General features: G+C 71.6%; 12 protein-coding genes. 7 read left to right on the top strand and 5 right to left on the bottom strand.

Annotation, left to right across the window (positions count from 1 at the left end; translation table 11 throughout):
- Positions 1–12 precede the first annotated feature (12 nt).
- Genes ACTMVF_RS02520 through ACTMVF_RS02510 form a run of 3 tightly spaced genes read left to right on the top strand, consistent with a single transcriptional unit; the run spans position 13 to position 2664 of the window.
- Positions 13–1167, top strand: coding sequence for an XdhC family protein (locus ACTMVF_RS02520; RefSeq protein ID WP_441269282.1), 1155 nt, complete (start codon positions 13–15; stop codon positions 1165–1167).
- An 8-nt stretch (positions 1168–1175) separates the two neighbouring features.
- Positions 1176–2165, top strand: coding sequence for a GTP 3',8-cyclase MoaA (gene moaA, locus ACTMVF_RS02515; RefSeq protein ID WP_441269281.1), 990 nt, complete (start codon positions 1176–1178; stop codon positions 2163–2165).
- A 34-nt stretch (positions 2166–2199) separates the two neighbouring features.
- On the top strand, positions 2200–2664 hold the full coding sequence (locus tag ACTMVF_RS02510; protein ID WP_048587354.1) for a molybdenum cofactor biosynthesis protein MoaE: 465 nt from the start codon (positions 2200–2202) through the stop codon (positions 2662–2664).
- 31 nt (positions 2665–2695) lie between these two features.
- On the opposite strand, the gene ACTMVF_RS02505 is transcribed toward ACTMVF_RS02510, so the two are convergent.
- Positions 2696–3583 carry a helix-turn-helix domain-containing protein gene (locus ACTMVF_RS02505; RefSeq protein WP_441269280.1) on the bottom strand — a complete coding sequence of 296 codons (888 nt, stop codon included), beginning with the start codon at positions 3581–3583 and terminating at the stop codon, positions 2696–2698.
- 138 nt (positions 3584–3721) lie between these two features.
- Between ACTMVF_RS02505 and ACTMVF_RS02500 the strand changes: the two genes are divergently transcribed.
- Entirely contained in the window at positions 3722–4546 is an 825-nt protein-coding gene (locus ACTMVF_RS02500) for an SDR family oxidoreductase (RefSeq protein ID WP_441269279.1), read from the top strand.
- Positions 4547–4905: 359 nt separating this feature from the next.
- Positions 4906–5529: a TetR family transcriptional regulator gene (locus ACTMVF_RS02495; protein ID WP_441269278.1), complete on the top strand. Its 624-nt coding sequence runs from the start codon at positions 4906–4908 to the stop codon at positions 5527–5529.
- A gap of 249 nt (positions 5530–5778) precedes the next feature.
- Here ACTMVF_RS02495 and ACTMVF_RS02490 read toward each other — a convergent pair whose 3' ends face one another.
- The gene (locus tag ACTMVF_RS02490) at positions 5779–8721 is read right to left on the bottom strand and encodes a hypothetical protein (protein ID WP_441269277.1); all 2943 of its coding nucleotides are present in this window, start codon (positions 8719–8721) and stop codon (positions 5779–5781) included.
- A 394-nt stretch (positions 8722–9115) separates the two neighbouring features.
- Between ACTMVF_RS02490 and ACTMVF_RS02485 the strand changes: the two genes are divergently transcribed.
- Both ACTMVF_RS02485 and ACTMVF_RS02480 read left to right on the top strand, forming a co-directional pair.
- Complete coding sequence (locus tag ACTMVF_RS02485; protein WP_441269276.1) at positions 9116–10324, top strand: serine hydrolase domain-containing protein; 1209 nt, start codon at positions 9116–9118, stop codon at positions 10322–10324.
- The gene (locus tag ACTMVF_RS02480; protein ID WP_441269275.1) at positions 10321–12027 is read left to right on the top strand and encodes an alpha/beta hydrolase; all 1707 of its coding nucleotides are present in this window, start codon (positions 10321–10323) and stop codon (positions 12025–12027) included. The genes ACTMVF_RS02485 and ACTMVF_RS02480 overlap by 4 nt, the downstream gene beginning before the upstream one ends.
- Positions 12028–12143: 116 nt before the next feature.
- On the opposite strand, the gene ACTMVF_RS02475 is transcribed toward ACTMVF_RS02480, so the two are convergent.
- From ACTMVF_RS02475 to ACTMVF_RS02465, 3 genes are all read right to left on the bottom strand, one after another.
- Positions 12144–13205, bottom strand: coding sequence for an ABC transporter ATP-binding protein (locus ACTMVF_RS02475; RefSeq protein WP_441269274.1), 1062 nt, complete (start codon positions 13203–13205; stop codon positions 12144–12146).
- Positions 13202–14737 (bottom strand): ABC transporter permease, encoded by a 1536-nt coding sequence (locus ACTMVF_RS02470; RefSeq protein ID WP_441269535.1) that lies wholly within the window; start codon positions 14735–14737, stop codon positions 13202–13204. The genes ACTMVF_RS02475 and ACTMVF_RS02470 overlap by 4 nt, the downstream gene beginning before the upstream one ends.
- Before the next feature lie 147 nt (positions 14738–14884).
- Complete coding sequence (locus ACTMVF_RS02465; protein WP_441269273.1) at positions 14885–15931, bottom strand: iron ABC transporter substrate-binding protein; 1047 nt, start codon at positions 15929–15931, stop codon at positions 14885–14887.
- Positions 15932–16173 lie beyond the last annotated feature (242 nt).

The following is a 16173-nucleotide window of genomic DNA, read 5'->3' as shown; positions in this document are numbered from 1 at the left end:
AGGACACCTCTCATGCTGAACATCGCGGACACGCTGTACCGCTGGTGCCGCGAGGACCGCCCCTTCGCCCTCGCCACCGTCGTCCAGATCAGCGGCAGCGCACCGCTGCCACCCGGCACAGCACTGGCCGTGGACACCGACGGCGAGGCGGTCGGCAGCATCTCCGGAGGATGTGTGGAAGGCGCCGTCTACGAGCTGTGCCGACAGGTGCTGGATACGGGCGAACCCCCGATACGGGCCTCGTTCGGCTACGCCGACGACGACGCCTTCGCCGTGGGCCTGACCTGCGGCGGCGAGATCGAGGTCCTGGTCCAGCGGGTCGACCCCGCCGACCAGTCCCACCTCACCACCGCCCTGGAACACGTGTCGGCCGGTGTGCCCGTCGCCGTGGCACAGGTGATCGACGGGCCGCAGCGCCTTCTCGGCCGCACCCTGTCCGTTCTCGGGGGCGGCAGCGCGTACGACGGGACCCTGGGGAACCGACAGCAGGACCGTACGGTGGCCACCCAGGTCCGCGCGCTGCTGCGGGCAGGCCGGACCGCCCGCGTCGAAGTCGGCGGGGACGCCGACACCTGTCCGGAGAAGCTGACACTCCTGGTCCACACCCACGCAGCGCCGCCCCGCATGCTGATCTTCGGCGCCGTCGACTTCGCCGCCGCCCTCAGCCAGGCCGGACGCTTCCTCGGCTACCGGGTCACCGTCTGCGACGCCCGCCCCGTCTTCGCCACCCCGGCCCGCTTTCCGTACGCCGACGAGGTCGTCGCCGACTGGCCGCACCGCTACCTGGAGCGCGCCGAGGTCGACGCCCGTACCGCGATCTGCGTCCTCACCCACGACGCCAAGTTCGACATCCCCCTGCTCCGCGTGGCCCTCGACCTTCCGGTCGGCTACATCGGCGCGATGGGCTCCCGCCGCACCCACGAACACCGCCTGGAACGTCTGCGTGAGACCGGCGTGCCCGAGGAACACCTCGCCCGCCTGCGCTCACCGATCGGGCTCGACCTCGGCGCCCACACCCCCGAAGAGACGGCGATCTCCATCACCGCCGAGATCATCGCCCACATCAACGCCGGCACCGGCCTGCCCCTGTCCCACATCTCCGGCCCCATCCACCGTTCCGGCCCCATGGCCCAGGTGTCGTCGCCGGCCGAACTCCTGGCCGTATGAGGCCCCACGTGCTCATCGACACCTACGGCCGAGTGGCCACCGACCTGCGGGTCTCGCTGACCGACCGCTGCAATCTGCGGTGCACGTACTGCATGCCCGAGGAGGGCCTGCAGTGGCTGGCCAAGCCCGACCTGCTCACGGACCACGAGATCGTCCGCCTGATCGACATCGCCGTGACCTCCCTCGGCATCGAGGAAGTCCGCTTCACCGGTGGTGAGCCCCTGCTACGCCCCGGCCTGGTCGGCATAGTGGAGCGGGTCGCGGCCCTGGAGCCCCGCCCCCAGATGTCCCTCACGACGAACGGCATCGACCTCAAGCGCACCGCGTCCGCCCTGAAGGCGGCGGGCCTGGACCGGGTCAACGTCTCCCTGGACACCCTGCGCCCCGACGTCTTCAAGACCCTCACCCGCCGCGACCGCCACAAGGACGTCATCGAGGGCCTGTACGCCGCCCGTGACGCCGGCCTGACCCCGGTCAAGGTCAACTCCGTCCTGATGCCGGGCCTGAACGACGACGAGGCCCCCGACCTCCTCGCCTGGGCCGTCGAGCACGACTACGAACTGCGCTTCATCGAGCAGATGCCCCTGGACGCCCAGCACGGCTGGAAGCGCGACGGCATGATCACCGCAGGGGACATCCTGACCTCCCTGCGCACCCGCTTCGAGCTGACCGCAGAGGGTGAGGAGAAGCGCGGCTCGGCCCCGGCGGAACGCTGGATCGTCGACGGCGGTCCGCACGTGGTGGGCGTCATCGCCTCCGTCACCCGCCCGTTCTGCGCGGCCTGCGACCGCACCCGCCTGACGGCCGACGGCCAGGTACGCACCTGCCTCTTCGCCACAGAGGAGACGGACCTGCGAGCGGCCCTGCGCTCGGGCGCCCCCGACGAGGAGATCGCCCGTATCTGGCGCCTGGCGATGTGGGGCAAGAAGGCGGGAGCGGGCCTGGACGACCCGTCCTTCGTGCAGCCGGACAGGCCGATGTCGGCGATCGGAGGCTGACGCTGTGACAGGCAGGTCAGGAAGGTATGGAGGCGTGGCAGCTGACCGAGCCCGCGAGCACCCCGGTGAGCGGGCGCATCCGCAGCCGGTCAGGCTGCTCGCGATACGGCGGACACCGCTCTCCCTGGAGGAGGTCTTCCAGGCCGTCGGCGACGAAGCGGCAGGCGGGATCGCGCTGTTCGTCGGCACGGTGCGCAACCATGACGCGGGCGCGGACGTGAACGGACTGGGGTATTCGTGCCACCCGACAGCCGAGGCCGAGCTGCGGCGGATCGCGCAGAAGGTCGTGGCGAACCACCCGGTGCGCGCCCTCGCCGCGGTGCACCGGGTCGGAGAACTGGCGGTGGGCGACACAGCGGTCGTGGTCGCCGTGGCATGTCCCCACCGGGGAGATGCCTTCGCAGCCTGCAGGCAACTGATCGACGACCTCAAGCACGAAGTGCCCATCTGGAAACACCAGAAGTTCTCGGACGGGACCGATGAATGGGTCGGCGCGTGATGCCGTCACAGGCCCTGGCCGGACCCACGTCTCAGCGCTGCGGCTCCAGCTCCCAACTGGCCAGCATCCGCAGGGCCTCCTCCGACCGGGAGCCCGGCTCGGCGTGGTAGGTGACCAGCCGCATCGGGGCGCCCCCGCGCAACGCCATGGGCTCGTGGACGAGGTCGAACTCTCCCACCAGCGGGTGCCGCATCCGCACGATGTCGCCAACGGTCCCGCAGCTCACCTCATGCCGTGCCCACAACCGCCGGAACTCCTCGCTCTTCTGCGACAACTCCTCGATCAGCGAAGAGAGGTAGGAATCCTCGGGGCTCTTACCGGCGTTCATGCGCAGAGCGCCGACGGCTGTCAGAGCCGTCCGTTCCGGGTCGGCGAACCGGTCGCGTGTCTCAGGCGAGAGGAAGATCAGCCGGGCGGTGTTGCGCTCCTCGGGCGTCAGTTGGGCCCAGTCCCCGAAGACGGTGGCGGCGAGCCGGTTCCACCCCAGGATGTCCAGGCGCCGGCTGACAACGTAGGCGGGCACGCCGAGCCCGTCGAGCAGATGCTGGACGCTGGGCCGCAGCCGCTGCGGCGGAGGCGCGGCCTGCGGGGTGCCCTGCCGTTCGGGCTGGGCCAGCCGGACCAGATGCTCCCGCTCCTCCTCGCTCAGGCGCAGGGCGTGGGCGACGGCGTCGAGTACCTCGGCCGACATCGTCTCGCCGTATCCCTGCTCCAGGCGCGCGTAGTACGCGTACGACACCCCCGCAAGCTGCGCCAGCTCCTCGCGCCGCAGTCCGGGAACCCGCCGCCGCCCGTACGACGGCAGGCCCACGTCCTCGGGCCTGAGCCGGGCCCTGCGAGAACGCAGGAACTCCCTCAGTTCGCTACGCCGGTCAAGTCCGGACGTCGCTTGGTCATCGGGCGCCACATGTGAAGACATCTCTGTCCTCCAGTTGTCCAACGTGCCTCGCCGTTGCAGGGCAGCGTACAGCATCGACCCCATGGCTCATCTTGATACTGAGTCTCACATCGATGTAGAGTCTCTTCATAAGACTTCACCTCGAACGGGAGTGTTCTCGTGAGCAAGATCTGGTTCATCACCGGCGCATCCCGCGGCTTCGGCCGCCAGTTCGCCGAGGCGGCCCTGGAGCGCGGCGACAAGGTCGCGGCGACCGCCCGCGACACCGACTCCCTCGCGGACCTGGTGGCCGCCCACGGCGAGGCGATCCTTCCCCTCACCCTGGATGTCACCGACAAGGCCGCCGCCACCGAGGCTGTCAAGCGGGCGCACGAGCACTTCGGCCGCCTGGACGTCGTCGTCAACAACGCCGGCTACGGCCTGTTCGGTACAGTCGAGGAGCTGACGGAACAGCAGGTCCGCGACCAGATGGAGACCAACTTCTTCGGCGCCCTGTGGGTCACCCAGGCCGCCCTGCCCCTTCTGCGGGCCCAGGGCAGCGGCCACATCGTGCAGATCTCCAGCGTCGGCGGCGTCACCGCCTTCCCCAACCTCGGCGTCTACAACGCCTCCAAGTGGGCCCTGGAGGCACTGAGCGAGGCCCTCTCCCAGGAGGTCGCCGGATTCGGCATCAAGGTCACCCTCGTCGAGCCGGGCGGCTTCGCCACCGACTGGTCCGGCCCCTCCGCCACCTTCGCCGAGCAACTGCCCGCCTACGACGACCTGCGCACGGCCCTCGCCGCCTACTGGAGCACCACCCGGCCCGGCGACCCTGCCGCCACCGGCGCGGCCCTGCTGAAGATCGTGGACGCCGACAACCCGCCCCTGCGGGTCTTCTTCGGCACCTCCCCGCTCCAGCTCGTCCCGCAGGTCTACGCCGACCGGCTGAAGACCTGGGAGGAATGGGCCGACGTCGCCACCGAGGCCCATGGCAGCGCCGCGTAACCGTAGGGCACAGGCGCCGGCCAGAGCCGGCGCTCGTCGCGGCAGCCCCGGGAACGGCCGGTGGGCGCGCGGTCTCCCGTCCAGGGATCGCGCCCGCCGGCCGTTGCATCGGAGCGGCGACGAGGAGGCGACCGTCCCCGCCGCCATGCGGCACGGCCTGGCGGACTCGACGGATCTGCCGTCGCAGCAGGAACTTCTGGATCTTTCCCATGGAGTTGGCTCGGGACAGCGGGTCACCGTCCGGCCGCGACGAGCAACCCGATCGCGGCCCGAACAGCTCCTCACGGGTCGGGAAGGGTACCTGCGCTCCACACACTGATACTCGGTATCAGATTGAGTCTTTGCTGTACCCTGCTGGTATGTCTGAAACCGCTCGTGCTGCCGACCAGTCCGCACGCAAGCCGCCCGGCCTGCGCGAGCGTGTGCGTGCGACGGTTCAGGCGGAAGTGGTCGAGGTGGCGCACCGGCTCTTCACCGAGCAGGGGTTCGACCGGACCACCGTCGACCAGATCGCCGCCGAGGTGGGCCTGTCGCGCGCCAGCCTGTTCAGGTACTTCGGCACCAAGGAAGACATCGTCCTGGGACGCCTTGAGGAGTCCGGCCGCCGGATCGCGGAGGCGCTCGCCGCCCGCCCCGACGACGAGCAGCCGTGGGAGGCACTGCGCCGGGCGTTCGACGTCCTGACGCGGATGAACGAGGCAGCGCCCGAGCAGGCACTCAGCTATCTGCGCATGCTGCAGGAAACCCCGTCGCTGCGCGCCCGGCACCACGAGAAGCAGCTGAGCTGGCAGGAACTGCTGGTGCCGGAGATCGCCCGGCGGCTGGGGGCCGACCCCGACCAGGCCGAGGACATCCGGCCGAGCGCACTGACCGCCGCCGCGCTCGCCTGCCTGGACGCAGCCTCCACGGCGTGGGTGGCCTGTGAGGGCACTGTCCCGCTGGCCGTGCTGCTCGACCGGGCGATGGACGCGCTGACGGAGTGACGTGCGGTCAACAGCGGCGCGAACTCGCACCCTCAGGCGGCACGCCAGCGCACATAAGGCCAGGTCAGAAGCTTTCCGGCTCCGCAAGCACCGTCGCTTCCCAAGCTGAGAGCGCGAGTTCGATTCTCGTCACCCGCTGAAGTGTTTGCCCGTGAGGCCCGAAGACAAGCCCATGAGCAGCCCGGCTGATGAAAAGCGCGGAGCCCCGGAACGCGCCACGCGGCCCGGGGCTCCTGCCGACGTGGCTGGTCAGCGGGTGACCATGACCGCATCCAGATGCACGGTGGCGCGGCCGGCCGTGCTTGCGGACAGCACCTTCAGCTGCGCCTTGTGAGTCGTGATCTTCGTACCGAGTGTGTAGGTGAACACGACCTTGCGATAACTGGTGGTCGAGGCGTAGGTGTTCACGGTGCCCACCGTGGTCCCGTCCACGATCACCGCGAAGCGGCCGCCGTCGGGCGCGGCTGTCGCGATGATGCGCAGCTTGGTGCCGTCCGCCGAGAAGGACACGGTGGCACCCGGCGTGGCGGACACCCGCTCGGTCTTCGACCAGGCCGAGGTCACCGACTTCGACGCCCAGGTGCCCTGGTAGGTCAGTGCCGAGGACCGGTCGTCGACCGGGATGCCGCTGGCCGCGGCGGCGCTCCAGGCCCCGGTCTGGCCCGCGTCGTCGTGCGCGCGCACGTAGAAGCGGTAGGTCAGGCCCGGCTTCGGCGTCACGGGACTGCCGGAGGAGCCGAAGACCGCCGACTTGGCGGTGGTGCCGGTGCGCCAGGTCTGGAGCGGCCCGAGCGTCCACACGCCCGTGCTGCTGCGGGTGGCGACCTTCCAGCCCACGTCGTACGACGTCACGCCCGCCGTCTTCGCCGTCCAGCTGACCGGGATCACGGCGCCGGTCGAGGAGTTACTGGCCAGGGTCGGCGCGGTGACGGAGGCGGCCGGAACGGTCCTGCGCAGCGTGACCTTTCCACTGACGTCCGCGGCCGGAACGCCGGTCACCGTGTCCTTCACCGAGAGGGTCCAGGTGTAGGAGCCCTCGGCTGCCGCCGCGCCCGCGTCCGTCTTGCCGTTCCACACCGGGGCGATACCGCCGCCGGAGGCCGTTCCGGTCAGGGTACGTACCGAAGTGGTGCCGGACTTGAGGGCGAGCGTCCAGGTCACCGGCCGGTTGTACGTCCATTTCGGCGCCCAGGTGTCGCCCTTGCCGTCGCTGTTGGGGCTGAACCCGGTCGGGGCGGAGGCGGCGGTGCGGGACGGGGCACCGGCCCACACGAGGTGCGTGACACCGTCGCCGTCCATCCACGCCGCCCAGGGCGCCTCGCGGTCGACCGCCCACCGTTCGGCGGAGGCGGTGTCGGCCCTCTCCGGCAGGACGAACAGCTGCTGCGCGGCGGCGCCCGTCACGCCCAGGGCCCGGGCGTTCAGAGCGACGCGCGTGGCGTCGTCCTGGGTGAAGGTGTAGAGCATGTTCGTGCCGAGGACCGGGGTACGGACGGAGGCGTCCACCGTCGTACGGGTGGTGGTCCCCGGCTTCAGCAGCAGGCCCTGGGTGGAGGCGGCACCGCAGGTGGTCACCAGGATCCACGGACCGCGCACCTGGAGGTCGCCCGGCAGGCAGTCCACCGTCGTCACGGTGGAGACGGTGGCGGTGGCCAGGTCGGTGCGTCGGATCGACCAACCGGAGGTGCTGGTCTTCACCGACGAGTAGAGGGCGCCGCCATACAGGGCCGATCCCTCGGGCACGCGCTCGACCGCGCCGGTGGCGACGGTGTGGAGCAGCAGGGTGCCGTTGGAGGCGGTGGTGGTGTCCCGCAGCAGGAACCGGTCGCCGTCGAAGTCCACGACCTGGTCGAGCGACGCGTCCGCCCGCCGCAGCGGGACGCCGGTCGGCGTGCCGTTCGCGTACACCTGGTAGGCGTCGCCCTGCTCGACCAGCACCCGGTTCCCGGCCGCGGCCAGCGTCCGGTGGACGGTGCCGGTGGAGTACGCCAGGACACGCGACGGCGTGGACGCCGAGGCGCCGGACGTGCCGACCGTCAGCCGGGAGGAGAGCAGTACGCCGGTACGCCGGGAAGAGTTGTCCGCGGTGTAGAGGGTGCCGCCGGACAGCGCCAGAGCGTCAAGTCGCGCCGGACCGGCAGGGATCGTGCTCGCGTCGCCGGCCGCGGTCGACACGCGGCCGTCGGTGAGGGTCTGGACGGCGGCGTCGACGTCCGGCCGGTACAGCGACGCGCGCATCCGGCCGTCGTCGCCCACCGAGATGTCACCGAACGCGCCGTTCAGGTCGGCGGCGGGGGTGGAGCCGTCGCGGGACATGGCGTACAGCTCGTTGCCGTCCGCACTCCCCTCGTACCAGGCCAGGGTGTCGTCGCTGATCCACCGAGCCCGGTCGGTGGGGAGGGTGACCGTCGCCGGGCCGTCCGAGGGGGCTGCCCGCTGCCACTCGGTGAGCTTCGCGCCGTCGATGACGCCGAAACGGGTCGGGGTGAACTCCAGGCCCTGCGGCAGTTCGCTGGTGTCGGGTTCGGCGATGGTGACGGTCGCACCGGTGGCGAAGTCGACGTAGACGATCCGGTGTTCCCAGGACGGGGCGGTCCGCCGCAGCACCAGTGCGCCGTCCGCGTCCGACGCCAGCACCTCGTGCTGTGCGTCGTTCGACAGCAGGGTGCGGTCGGCGGCCGACGTGCGCAGCACCAGGCGGACGCGGTACCGGGAGTCGTCGTCGTAGTACGCCTGCTGGACGAGGATTCCGTCTCCCGCCTGGCCGCGGTACCGCTCGTCACCCACCGCGCCCGAGCCGTCATGGGCGACGGCCAGCGTCTGCCGGCTGCCCGTGTCGAGGCGGCGCAGGGTGACGTGGTCGGCCAGGCCGCCGTTGGGGTTCGTCGAGGTGGCGACGGCCACGACGGAGTCCTGGACGGACACGGCGTCGACGGTGACGCCTTCGTCGGTGTCGGCCAGCGCACCGAGGTCCTCAGGGGTGCCTCCTGACAGGGAGAGCCAGCCGTGGTCGCGTGTGTCGGTGGCGGGCTTCTGGCTCCAGACGACGGCCTGCCCGGAGCCGGACACCTCGTCGGCCGCCGGTACGAATGTGGTGCGGGCCGGCAGCGAGGTCGTCACCTCGGCTGCGGCCACCGCGACGGAGGGCAGGGCCACAGTGCCCGCGATGGCCAGCGCAGCGGCCATTGTCACGCAAGGGAGGAGATGACGTCTGTGCGCCGACATGGATCGGTTCCTCTCACGTATGAGGGCCGCAGTATCACATGGGTGTCGAACACGCGTACCAGCGGGGCTGAAGAGGGGAAAGCGATCGCAGACTCACGCATACGAGCAGCAGCAGGGCGGCGGCACGAGCGGGCCGTTGTTCGTTGTCCGGGCCGGTGGGTGGAGCGCGCACCACAACCGCACCAGTGTCTGCCCGGTGCGACGAAAGCCGTAGAAGCGGCGCACCAGCTCGCCCGTACCAGCAAAGGATCCCAACGGTCCAGGGGGACTGCTCCCGGCTCTCTGCTTGGGCTGGCCTCAGCTCCGAAGCACATGCCTGCCGGAGTGATCACGGGACCGCCCGTGCCTACCGTGATGTGGCATGCCAACCTTCTCACCGACTTCACGGACCGGCAGGCGCATCGGCCTCGCGGCCCTGGTGGCGGTCACCGTGCTGGCCACCGGCCCGGCGGCGACCGCGCAGCCGCCGGGCTCACGCTCCGGCGGCGACTGCGGCACGCACGACCGGACCCGCCAGGCGCTGCGCATCCTCACCGACCGCGACGGCATCACCGGTGCCGCGGTCCTGGTGACCGACCCCACCGCGGACGAGCCCTGCGGACGTTGGGCCGAGACCGCCGGAACGGCGGATCTGCGCACCGGACGCCCGATGAACACCGTCGACCGGCTGCGCGTCGGCAGCGTGACCAAGACGTTCACCGCGGCACTCGTCCTCCAACTCGTCGCCGAGCACCGCCTCTCGCTGGAAGACCCCGTCGACCACTATCTGCCCGGCCTGATCCACGGGCACGGCCACGACGGCCGCCTGATCACCGTGCGACAACTCCTGCAGCACACCAGCGGATTGCCCGACTATCTCGACGCTCCCGAATGGGAGCATCCCGAGCGGCTGCGGTACCGCCACTTCGAGCCGCGCGACCTCGTCACGCGTGCTCTCGAACTGCCGCGTCCGCAGGGCACCTGGCACTACGCCACCACCAACTACCTCATCCTCGGCCTGATCGTCCACGAGGTCACCGGCCGTACCCCCGAGGCGGAGATCACCCGCCGCATCATCAAGCCCCTCGGGCTGCACGACACCTACTGGCCCGGCGACGACACCCGAATCCGAGGACCGCACTCCCGCAGCTACTTCACCGACGGCGACGGCCGGCGCGTCGACGGCACCGCCTGGAACATGACCCTCGGCGGGGTCGGCGGCGCCCTGGTCTCGTCGCCGGGCGACCTGACGCGGTTCGCTGCCGCCCTGTTCGGCGGCCGGCTGCTGCCCCCGGCCCAACTGGCGGAGATGCGACGGACGGTGGAGGCCGGTGCCGACCGGCTGTGGCCGGGCGCCCGCTACGGACTGGGTCTGATCTCGACACCGCTGTCCTGCGGCGGGACGTGGTGGGGGCACGGCGGCACGGTGCCCGGCGGTCACCGGGCGCTGGTCGCCGTCGGCCCCGGCGGCCGTAGCGTCGCCGTCGCCCTGAACGAGGTGCCCGCCTCGCTCCAGGCCGAGCTGGACTTCCTGGACCTCGTCGACGAGTCCCTCTGTGAGGGCAGGTCTCCCGAAAGGACTTCCGCATGACCGGCTCCCCGTCCTCCCCTGGCACACCGTCCCGTACGACGTCGTCCCCCACCTCCTTATCCCGTACGGCTCCTCTGCCTCCGGCCCCGCCCCTCGCCCACGCTTCCCCCGCAGCCGCGAGCACAGCCGGCTCGCGCGGTTCCACGACCGGCGGCCTGCACCGGCTCGTGTCGCGCACCGCGGCGGGGGCGGCCCTGTGCCTGGTCGGGGCGCTCACCGTCGCCGCGTCGCCCGCAGCGGCCGAACCCGCCGCTGCGACCGCGGACCCCCTCGCCCGCTACCACCGACAGCACCTCGACTGGAAGAGCTGCCTGCTCGGACCCGACGACGAGACCGGCAAGGAACTCCAGCGGGCGGGCGCCCAGTGCGCCGATGTCACCGTCCCGTTGAACTACGACGCCCCGGACGGCCGCACGATCACCGTCGCGATCTCGCGGATCCGGGCCACCGACACGGCCCACCGCGTGGGCGCGCTGCTGCTCAACGGTGGTGGCCCCGGCGGGCAGACGATCGGCGACCCGCCGTGGGTGCGCACGGCGATGAAGAAGGTCGGTGAGCGCTACGACGTGGTGGGCGTCGACCCCCGTTTCGTCGGCCGCAGCACACCGCTGGACTGCCACTGGCCCACCGGCTCCTTCATACGCGGCGCGGGGACCGACCGTGCGGGGTTCGACCGCTCGGTGGCCCTGGCCGAGGAACTCGCCGGTCGTTGCCGGACGTACCAGGGCAACGTCCTGCCGTACGTCACGACCCGGAACACCGCGCGCGACATGGACGTCATCCGCGCCGTGCTCGGCGAGCCCAGGATCTCCTACCTCGGATACTCGTACGGCACCTATCTCGGCCAGGTGTACGCCACGATGTTCCCCGGCCGCACCGACCGAGTCGTGCTGGACGGCGTCGTCGCCCCCGACCGCTACAACCCCCGGCTGCTGCGTGGCACGGAACCGGCCAACCGGCAGGCTCTCAAGGGCTGGGCCTCCTGGGCAGCCGCCCGCGACAGCGCCTACGGTCTGGGCCGCACCCGGGGCGAGGTGCTGGCGGCCGTGGACAGCGTCCAGGCGGCGGCCGGAGGTACGCCCCTGCGGATCGGCGACCACCGGGTGGATGAGCATCTGGTGCCCGTCGTCGTCTTCAACGGCCTCTCACAGGACAACGACGCCGCCTACGCCGATCTCGCGCAGGCCGTACGGGACATGCGTCGCGCCGCCGACGGCCACACGGTCACCCCCTCGCCGTGGCTGGCCGGAACGCTCGGCTTCCTGCTGAACGGATCCGACTCCGCGTACGGCAGTGTCCAGACAGCGATCCTGTGCGGGGACGCGTCCGCGCCGCGCTCTCCCGAGGTGTACTGGCGCGATGTCCAACGTGCCCGTGCGCAGGACCCGTTGTTCGGTCCCGTCACCAACAACATCGGTCCGTGCGCGTTCTGGGACCCGCCGCGCGAACGCCCGACCACGATCCGCGGCGACCTCCCGGCCCTGCTCGTCAACGCGACCGGAGACCCGCGTACCACCTACCGGAGCGCGCAGACGGTGCGCCGCATGTGGCCCTCCTCCCGCCTGGTCACCCTCCGCGGCGCGGACCAGCACGCCGTGTACGGCATCTTCGGCAGCTCCTGTGCCGACGCGACGGTCAACGCCTACCTGGCCACCGGCCGCCTGCCGGCCACGGACGTCACCTGCGACCGGTCTTCCGGCTGAGAGAGGCGGCCCGGGCGTGTGCCCGCGAAGCCTCTCGGGGCGACACCGTTCGGCTCGAAGGTGTCCGAGATCCGCAATTCCCTGATGCCGGGGAGCAAGAACGTCAGAGAAGGCCGCTATGAGTGGAGGCCCGCCTCTCCCACCACACGGATGCCCGTCTCCTCCCCGGGACGGACCGCGACCGGGCCCGCGACGCGGATGGCGACCGGGACGTCGTGGCCCTCGACCGCCACGGTGACCATGGCGTCGTGGCCGTAGTAGCAGACGTCGGTCACCGTGCCCCTGACCGCGCCCTCGCAGTCCACACCGGTCAGCCGGAGCTGTTCCGGACGGAGCAGGACCGTGCCGGCGCGCACGCCGCCCGGCGGCGCGGCGAGGGGCACGGGGCCCAGGACGGTCCGGGCCGTGCCGTCGCTGTCGTTGTCGATGGTGCCGGGGAGCAGGACGGCGTCGCCGACGAAGTCGGCGATCCAGGGGTCGGCGGGGCGGCGGTAGAGGTCCTGTGGGGTGGCGCACTGGGCGACCCGGCCGTCCCGTACGACGGCGACGAGGTCAGCGGTGGACAGGGCCTCCTGCTGGTCGTGGGTGACGAGGACCGCCGTGGCACCCGTTGCCCGCAGCGCGGCCCGTACGTCGGACCGCACTCCGGTCCGCAGTGCGCTGTCGAGGGCGTTGAACGGCTCGTCCAGGAGCACGAGTTGGGGGCGCGGGGCGAGCGCGCGGGCCAGGGCGACGCGCTGTTGCTGGCCGCCGGAGAGTTCGTGCGGCATGCGGTCGCCGTATCCGGCGAGGCCGACCAGTTCCAGCAACTCCTCTGTGCGGCGCCGCCGTTCGGGCCGGTCGAGGCCCTTCAGTCCGAAGGCGACGTTGCGGGCCACGCTCAGATGCGGGAAGAGGGCGCCCTCCTGGGGCACGATGCCGATACGGCGGCGCTCCGGCGGCAGATGGACGCCCGGCCCGGCAAGCACCCGGTCGCCGAGCCGGACCGTGCCCGCGTCGGCGCGCAGGAACCCGGCGACGATCCGCAGCATGGTGGTCTTGCCGCAGCCGGAGGGGCCGAGTACGGCGGCCAACGCTCCCGCCGGGACGGTGAGTTGCAGTTCCCGCAGGACCGGCTCTCCGGCCCCCTCTCCGGCTGCGTAGGACTTGGTGAGCCCTTCCACGTGCAGTTCGTTCATGTCCGGTGCCTGCCTAGGAGGTACGAGGGGACGGCGGCCAGCAGGATCAGCGCGGCGGCGTAGGGGGCGGCCGCCGCGAAGGATCCGGCGCCGGTCTCGGTCCACAGCCGGGTGGCGAGGGTGTCCATGCCGGTGGGGCGCAGCAGCAGGGTCGCGGGGAGTTCCTTCATGCAGACCACGAAGGTGAGCGCGGCCCCGGCGGCCACGCCGGGTGCGGCCAGCGGGACGGTCACCTCGCGCAACACCTGCCAGGGCCGTCGCCCGAGCGAGCGGGCCACGTCCTCCAGGACGGGCGGCGCCTGGAGCACGGCCGCACGGGTGGCGGCCACCGCGACCGGCAGGAAGAGGACGGCGTACGCGCAGACCAGCAGCGGGAGTTGTTGGTAGAGCGGGTAGGCGTAGCGCACGGCGAAGAACACCAGCGCGAGGGCGACCGTGATGCCGGGCAGCGCGTGCCCCGCGTACGCCGCCTGCTCCAGCAGGCGGGCGCCACGGCCCCGGTGCCGGGCGGCGATCACCCCGACCGGCAGGGCGAGGACCGTGGTGAGGCCCGCGCCCGCCGCCGCGACCCCGAAGGTGCCCCAAGCGGTCTCCGCGAGACCACCCAGGTCCCAGGTGGCCGAGCTGCCGACGGCCAGCCAGTAGCCGAGGGTGCCCAGCGGGAAGGCCACGGCGACGGCCGTGACCGCTGCGCACCACAGCAGGGCGAGTGGCCGCCACCGGCCGAGGTCGATCGGAACCGCCGGACGGGCGGTGCCCGTTCCGGTTCTGGCGTGCCCGGCGCGGCCCCGGGTGCGGGCCTCGGCGGCGACCAGGGCGACCGTCATGACCACCAGGACGACGCTGAGCGCGGCGGCCGGGGTGCGGTCGAAGGAGGCTCGGTAGGAGGTGTGGATGGCCCGGGTGAAGGTGTCGTAGCGCATCAGCGAGACCGCGCCGAAGTCGGAGAGCACGTACAGCGCGACGAGCAGTGCCCCGCCCGCGGCCGCCGGTCGCAGCTGCGGGAGCGTGACGCGGACGAACGTCCCCAGCGGGCCGTGGCCGAGGGAGCGCGCGGCCTCCTCCTGCGCCGGGTCGATGCCCCGCAGCGCGGCGGCGACCGGCAGATGGACGTACGGGAAGCTGACCAGCGTCAGGGCGAGGGCGGCCCCGCCGAAGCCGGCCAGGCCCGGCTCGGCCGACAGCCAGGCGAACGCGGCCACGTAACTCGGCACCGCGAGCGGCAGCGTGGCCAGCACCGACCAGGCGCGGGCGCCGGGCAGCGCGGTGCGCACGGTCAGCCAGGCCAGGGAGACGCCCAGTACCAGGCACGCCGCCACGACCACCGCGGTCAGGCCGAGGCTGCGGCCGAGGAGGTCGAGCGTCCGCTCGTCGGCGACGACGTCCCAGGCGAAGGCCGGGCCGCGTTCCAGGGCGCGGACGGCGAGATAGCCGAGGGGCAGCAGGGCGAACAGGGCGGCGACGCAGGCGGGGACCAGCAGGATCAGGGGCGGTCTGCGGTCGGACCTACGGGCCTTGACCGACGTACGCAAGGCCCGCACCGAGGTACGCACTGCCCTGACCGGCGTACGGAACGAGCGAGACGTACGGCCCCCGCCCGCCTCGCGCGCATGCTCGTCCCCGGCCGGTGCCGGGGCTCCGGTCGGGCGCGAGGCGGACGGCGATGTGGGCACGACGGGTCAGACCAGCCCGACGTCCTGGAGCATGGCCAGCGTCTCCTGGAGGGACTCCAGCTCGCCGAGGTCGATGTCGGGCGATTCGAGCGAGTCGAACGCCGGCAGGCCCTCGACGGTGCTGGTGACGCCCGCAGCCAGCGGGTACTCCTTCGTGGTGTCCGCGAAGTAGGTCTGTGCCTCCTTCGACAGCAGATAGTCCACGGCCTTCTGGGCGGTCGCGCTCTGCCCGCTGTCCTTGAGGATGCCGGCGCCGGCGACGTTGATCAGCGCGCCGGGGTCCTTGCCGGGCAGGAAGTGCAGCTTGGAGGCGACCTTGTCCTCGCCCTTCTCGGCGACGCGCTCGTACCAGTAGTAGTGGTTGACCAGGCCGAGCGAGACCTCCCCGGCCTCGACGGCGTCCAGGGTGGCGAGGTTGTGGGCGTAGGTCTTGGCGCCGTTCGCCTTCATGTCCTGAAGCCACTTGCGGGTGACGTCGTCGCCCTTAAGCACGCGCATGCCGGTGACGAACGCCTGGAAGGAGGCGTTGGTGGGCGCGAAGCCGACCTTGCCCTTCCACTCCGGCTCGACGACGTCGAAGACACTGTCCGGGACCTTGTCCTCGGCGACCTTGTCCGGGTTGTAGGCGATCACGCGGACGCGCCCCGAGAGACCGACCCAGTCGCCGCCGGAGCCGCGGTACGCCTCGTCGACCTCGTCGAGGGTGGCCGAAGGCAGCTTCTGCAGCATGCCTTCCTTGGACAGGGCACCCAGCGCGCCCGCGTCCTGCGAGAAGAACAGCCCGGCCTTCGTGCGGTCGCCCTCCTCCAGGATCTGCGCGGCCAGTTCCGCACTGTCGCCGTAGCGCACCTCGACCTTGGTGCCCACGGCCTTCTCCAGCTTGTCCAGCAGCGGCTTGACCAGCTTCTCGTTGCGGCCGGAGTAGATGACGAGGGCGGAGTCACCGCCCTCGCCCCCGCTGTCCTTGTCGTCGGAGCCGCACGCCGCGAGGGCGGGGAGCAACAGGCCGGCCGCAACCAGCGCAGTGATCCGGCGAACCGAGGGGCGTCGCATGGTGTGTGCCTTCCTACAGGGCTCGCCTTCACGCCGCCGGTCATGTCGGTGCAGAGCGAGGAGCGAAGCGATCTGTGACTGTCCTGTGGCTTGATTATGACCATGCTATGAATAAGGTAAAGCTCACCTAACCGTCAAGGGTTCTGTGCTAGCAGCGGACGTTGCCGCGGAAAGGGCGCGCCCCGTGATCCACCTCTCCGGAACCGTCCCGGCACCCGCCGTCCCGAACTCGCCCCCGAAGC

It is taken from the genome of Streptomyces sp. SD31 (assembly GCF_052068475.1).
Taxonomy (GTDB): Bacteria; Actinomycetota; Actinomycetes; order Streptomycetales; family Streptomycetaceae; genus Streptomyces.
This window is presented reverse-complemented; position numbering and strand designations above follow the sequence as displayed.

Bases quoted from the DNA above. Each gene is read 5' to 3' on its own strand.
- ACTMVF_RS02495 (WP_441269278.1), top strand. From the start codon at position 4,906: ATGTCTGAAACCGCTCGTGCTGCCGACCAGTCCGCACGCAAGCCGCCC.
- ACTMVF_RS02505 (WP_441269280.1), bottom strand. From the start codon at position 3,583: ATGTCTTCACATGTGGCGCCCGATGACCAAGCGACGTCCGGACTTGAC.
- ACTMVF_RS02520 (WP_441269282.1), top strand. From the start codon at position 13: ATGCTGAACATCGCGGACACGCTGTACCGCTGGTGCCGCGAGGACCGC.
- ACTMVF_RS02480 (WP_441269275.1), top strand. From the start codon at position 10,321: ATGACCGGCTCCCCGTCCTCCCCTGGCACACCGTCCCGTACGACGTCG.
- ACTMVF_RS02465 (WP_441269273.1), bottom strand. From the start codon at position 15,931: ATGCGACGCCCCTCGGTTCGCCGGATCACTGCGCTGGTTGCGGCCGGC.
- ACTMVF_RS02475 (WP_441269274.1), bottom strand. From the start codon at position 13,205: ATGAACGAACTGCACGTGGAAGGGCTCACCAAGTCCTACGCAGCCGGA.
- ACTMVF_RS02485 (WP_441269276.1), top strand. From the start codon at position 9,116: ATGCCAACCTTCTCACCGACTTCACGGACCGGCAGGCGCATCGGCCTC.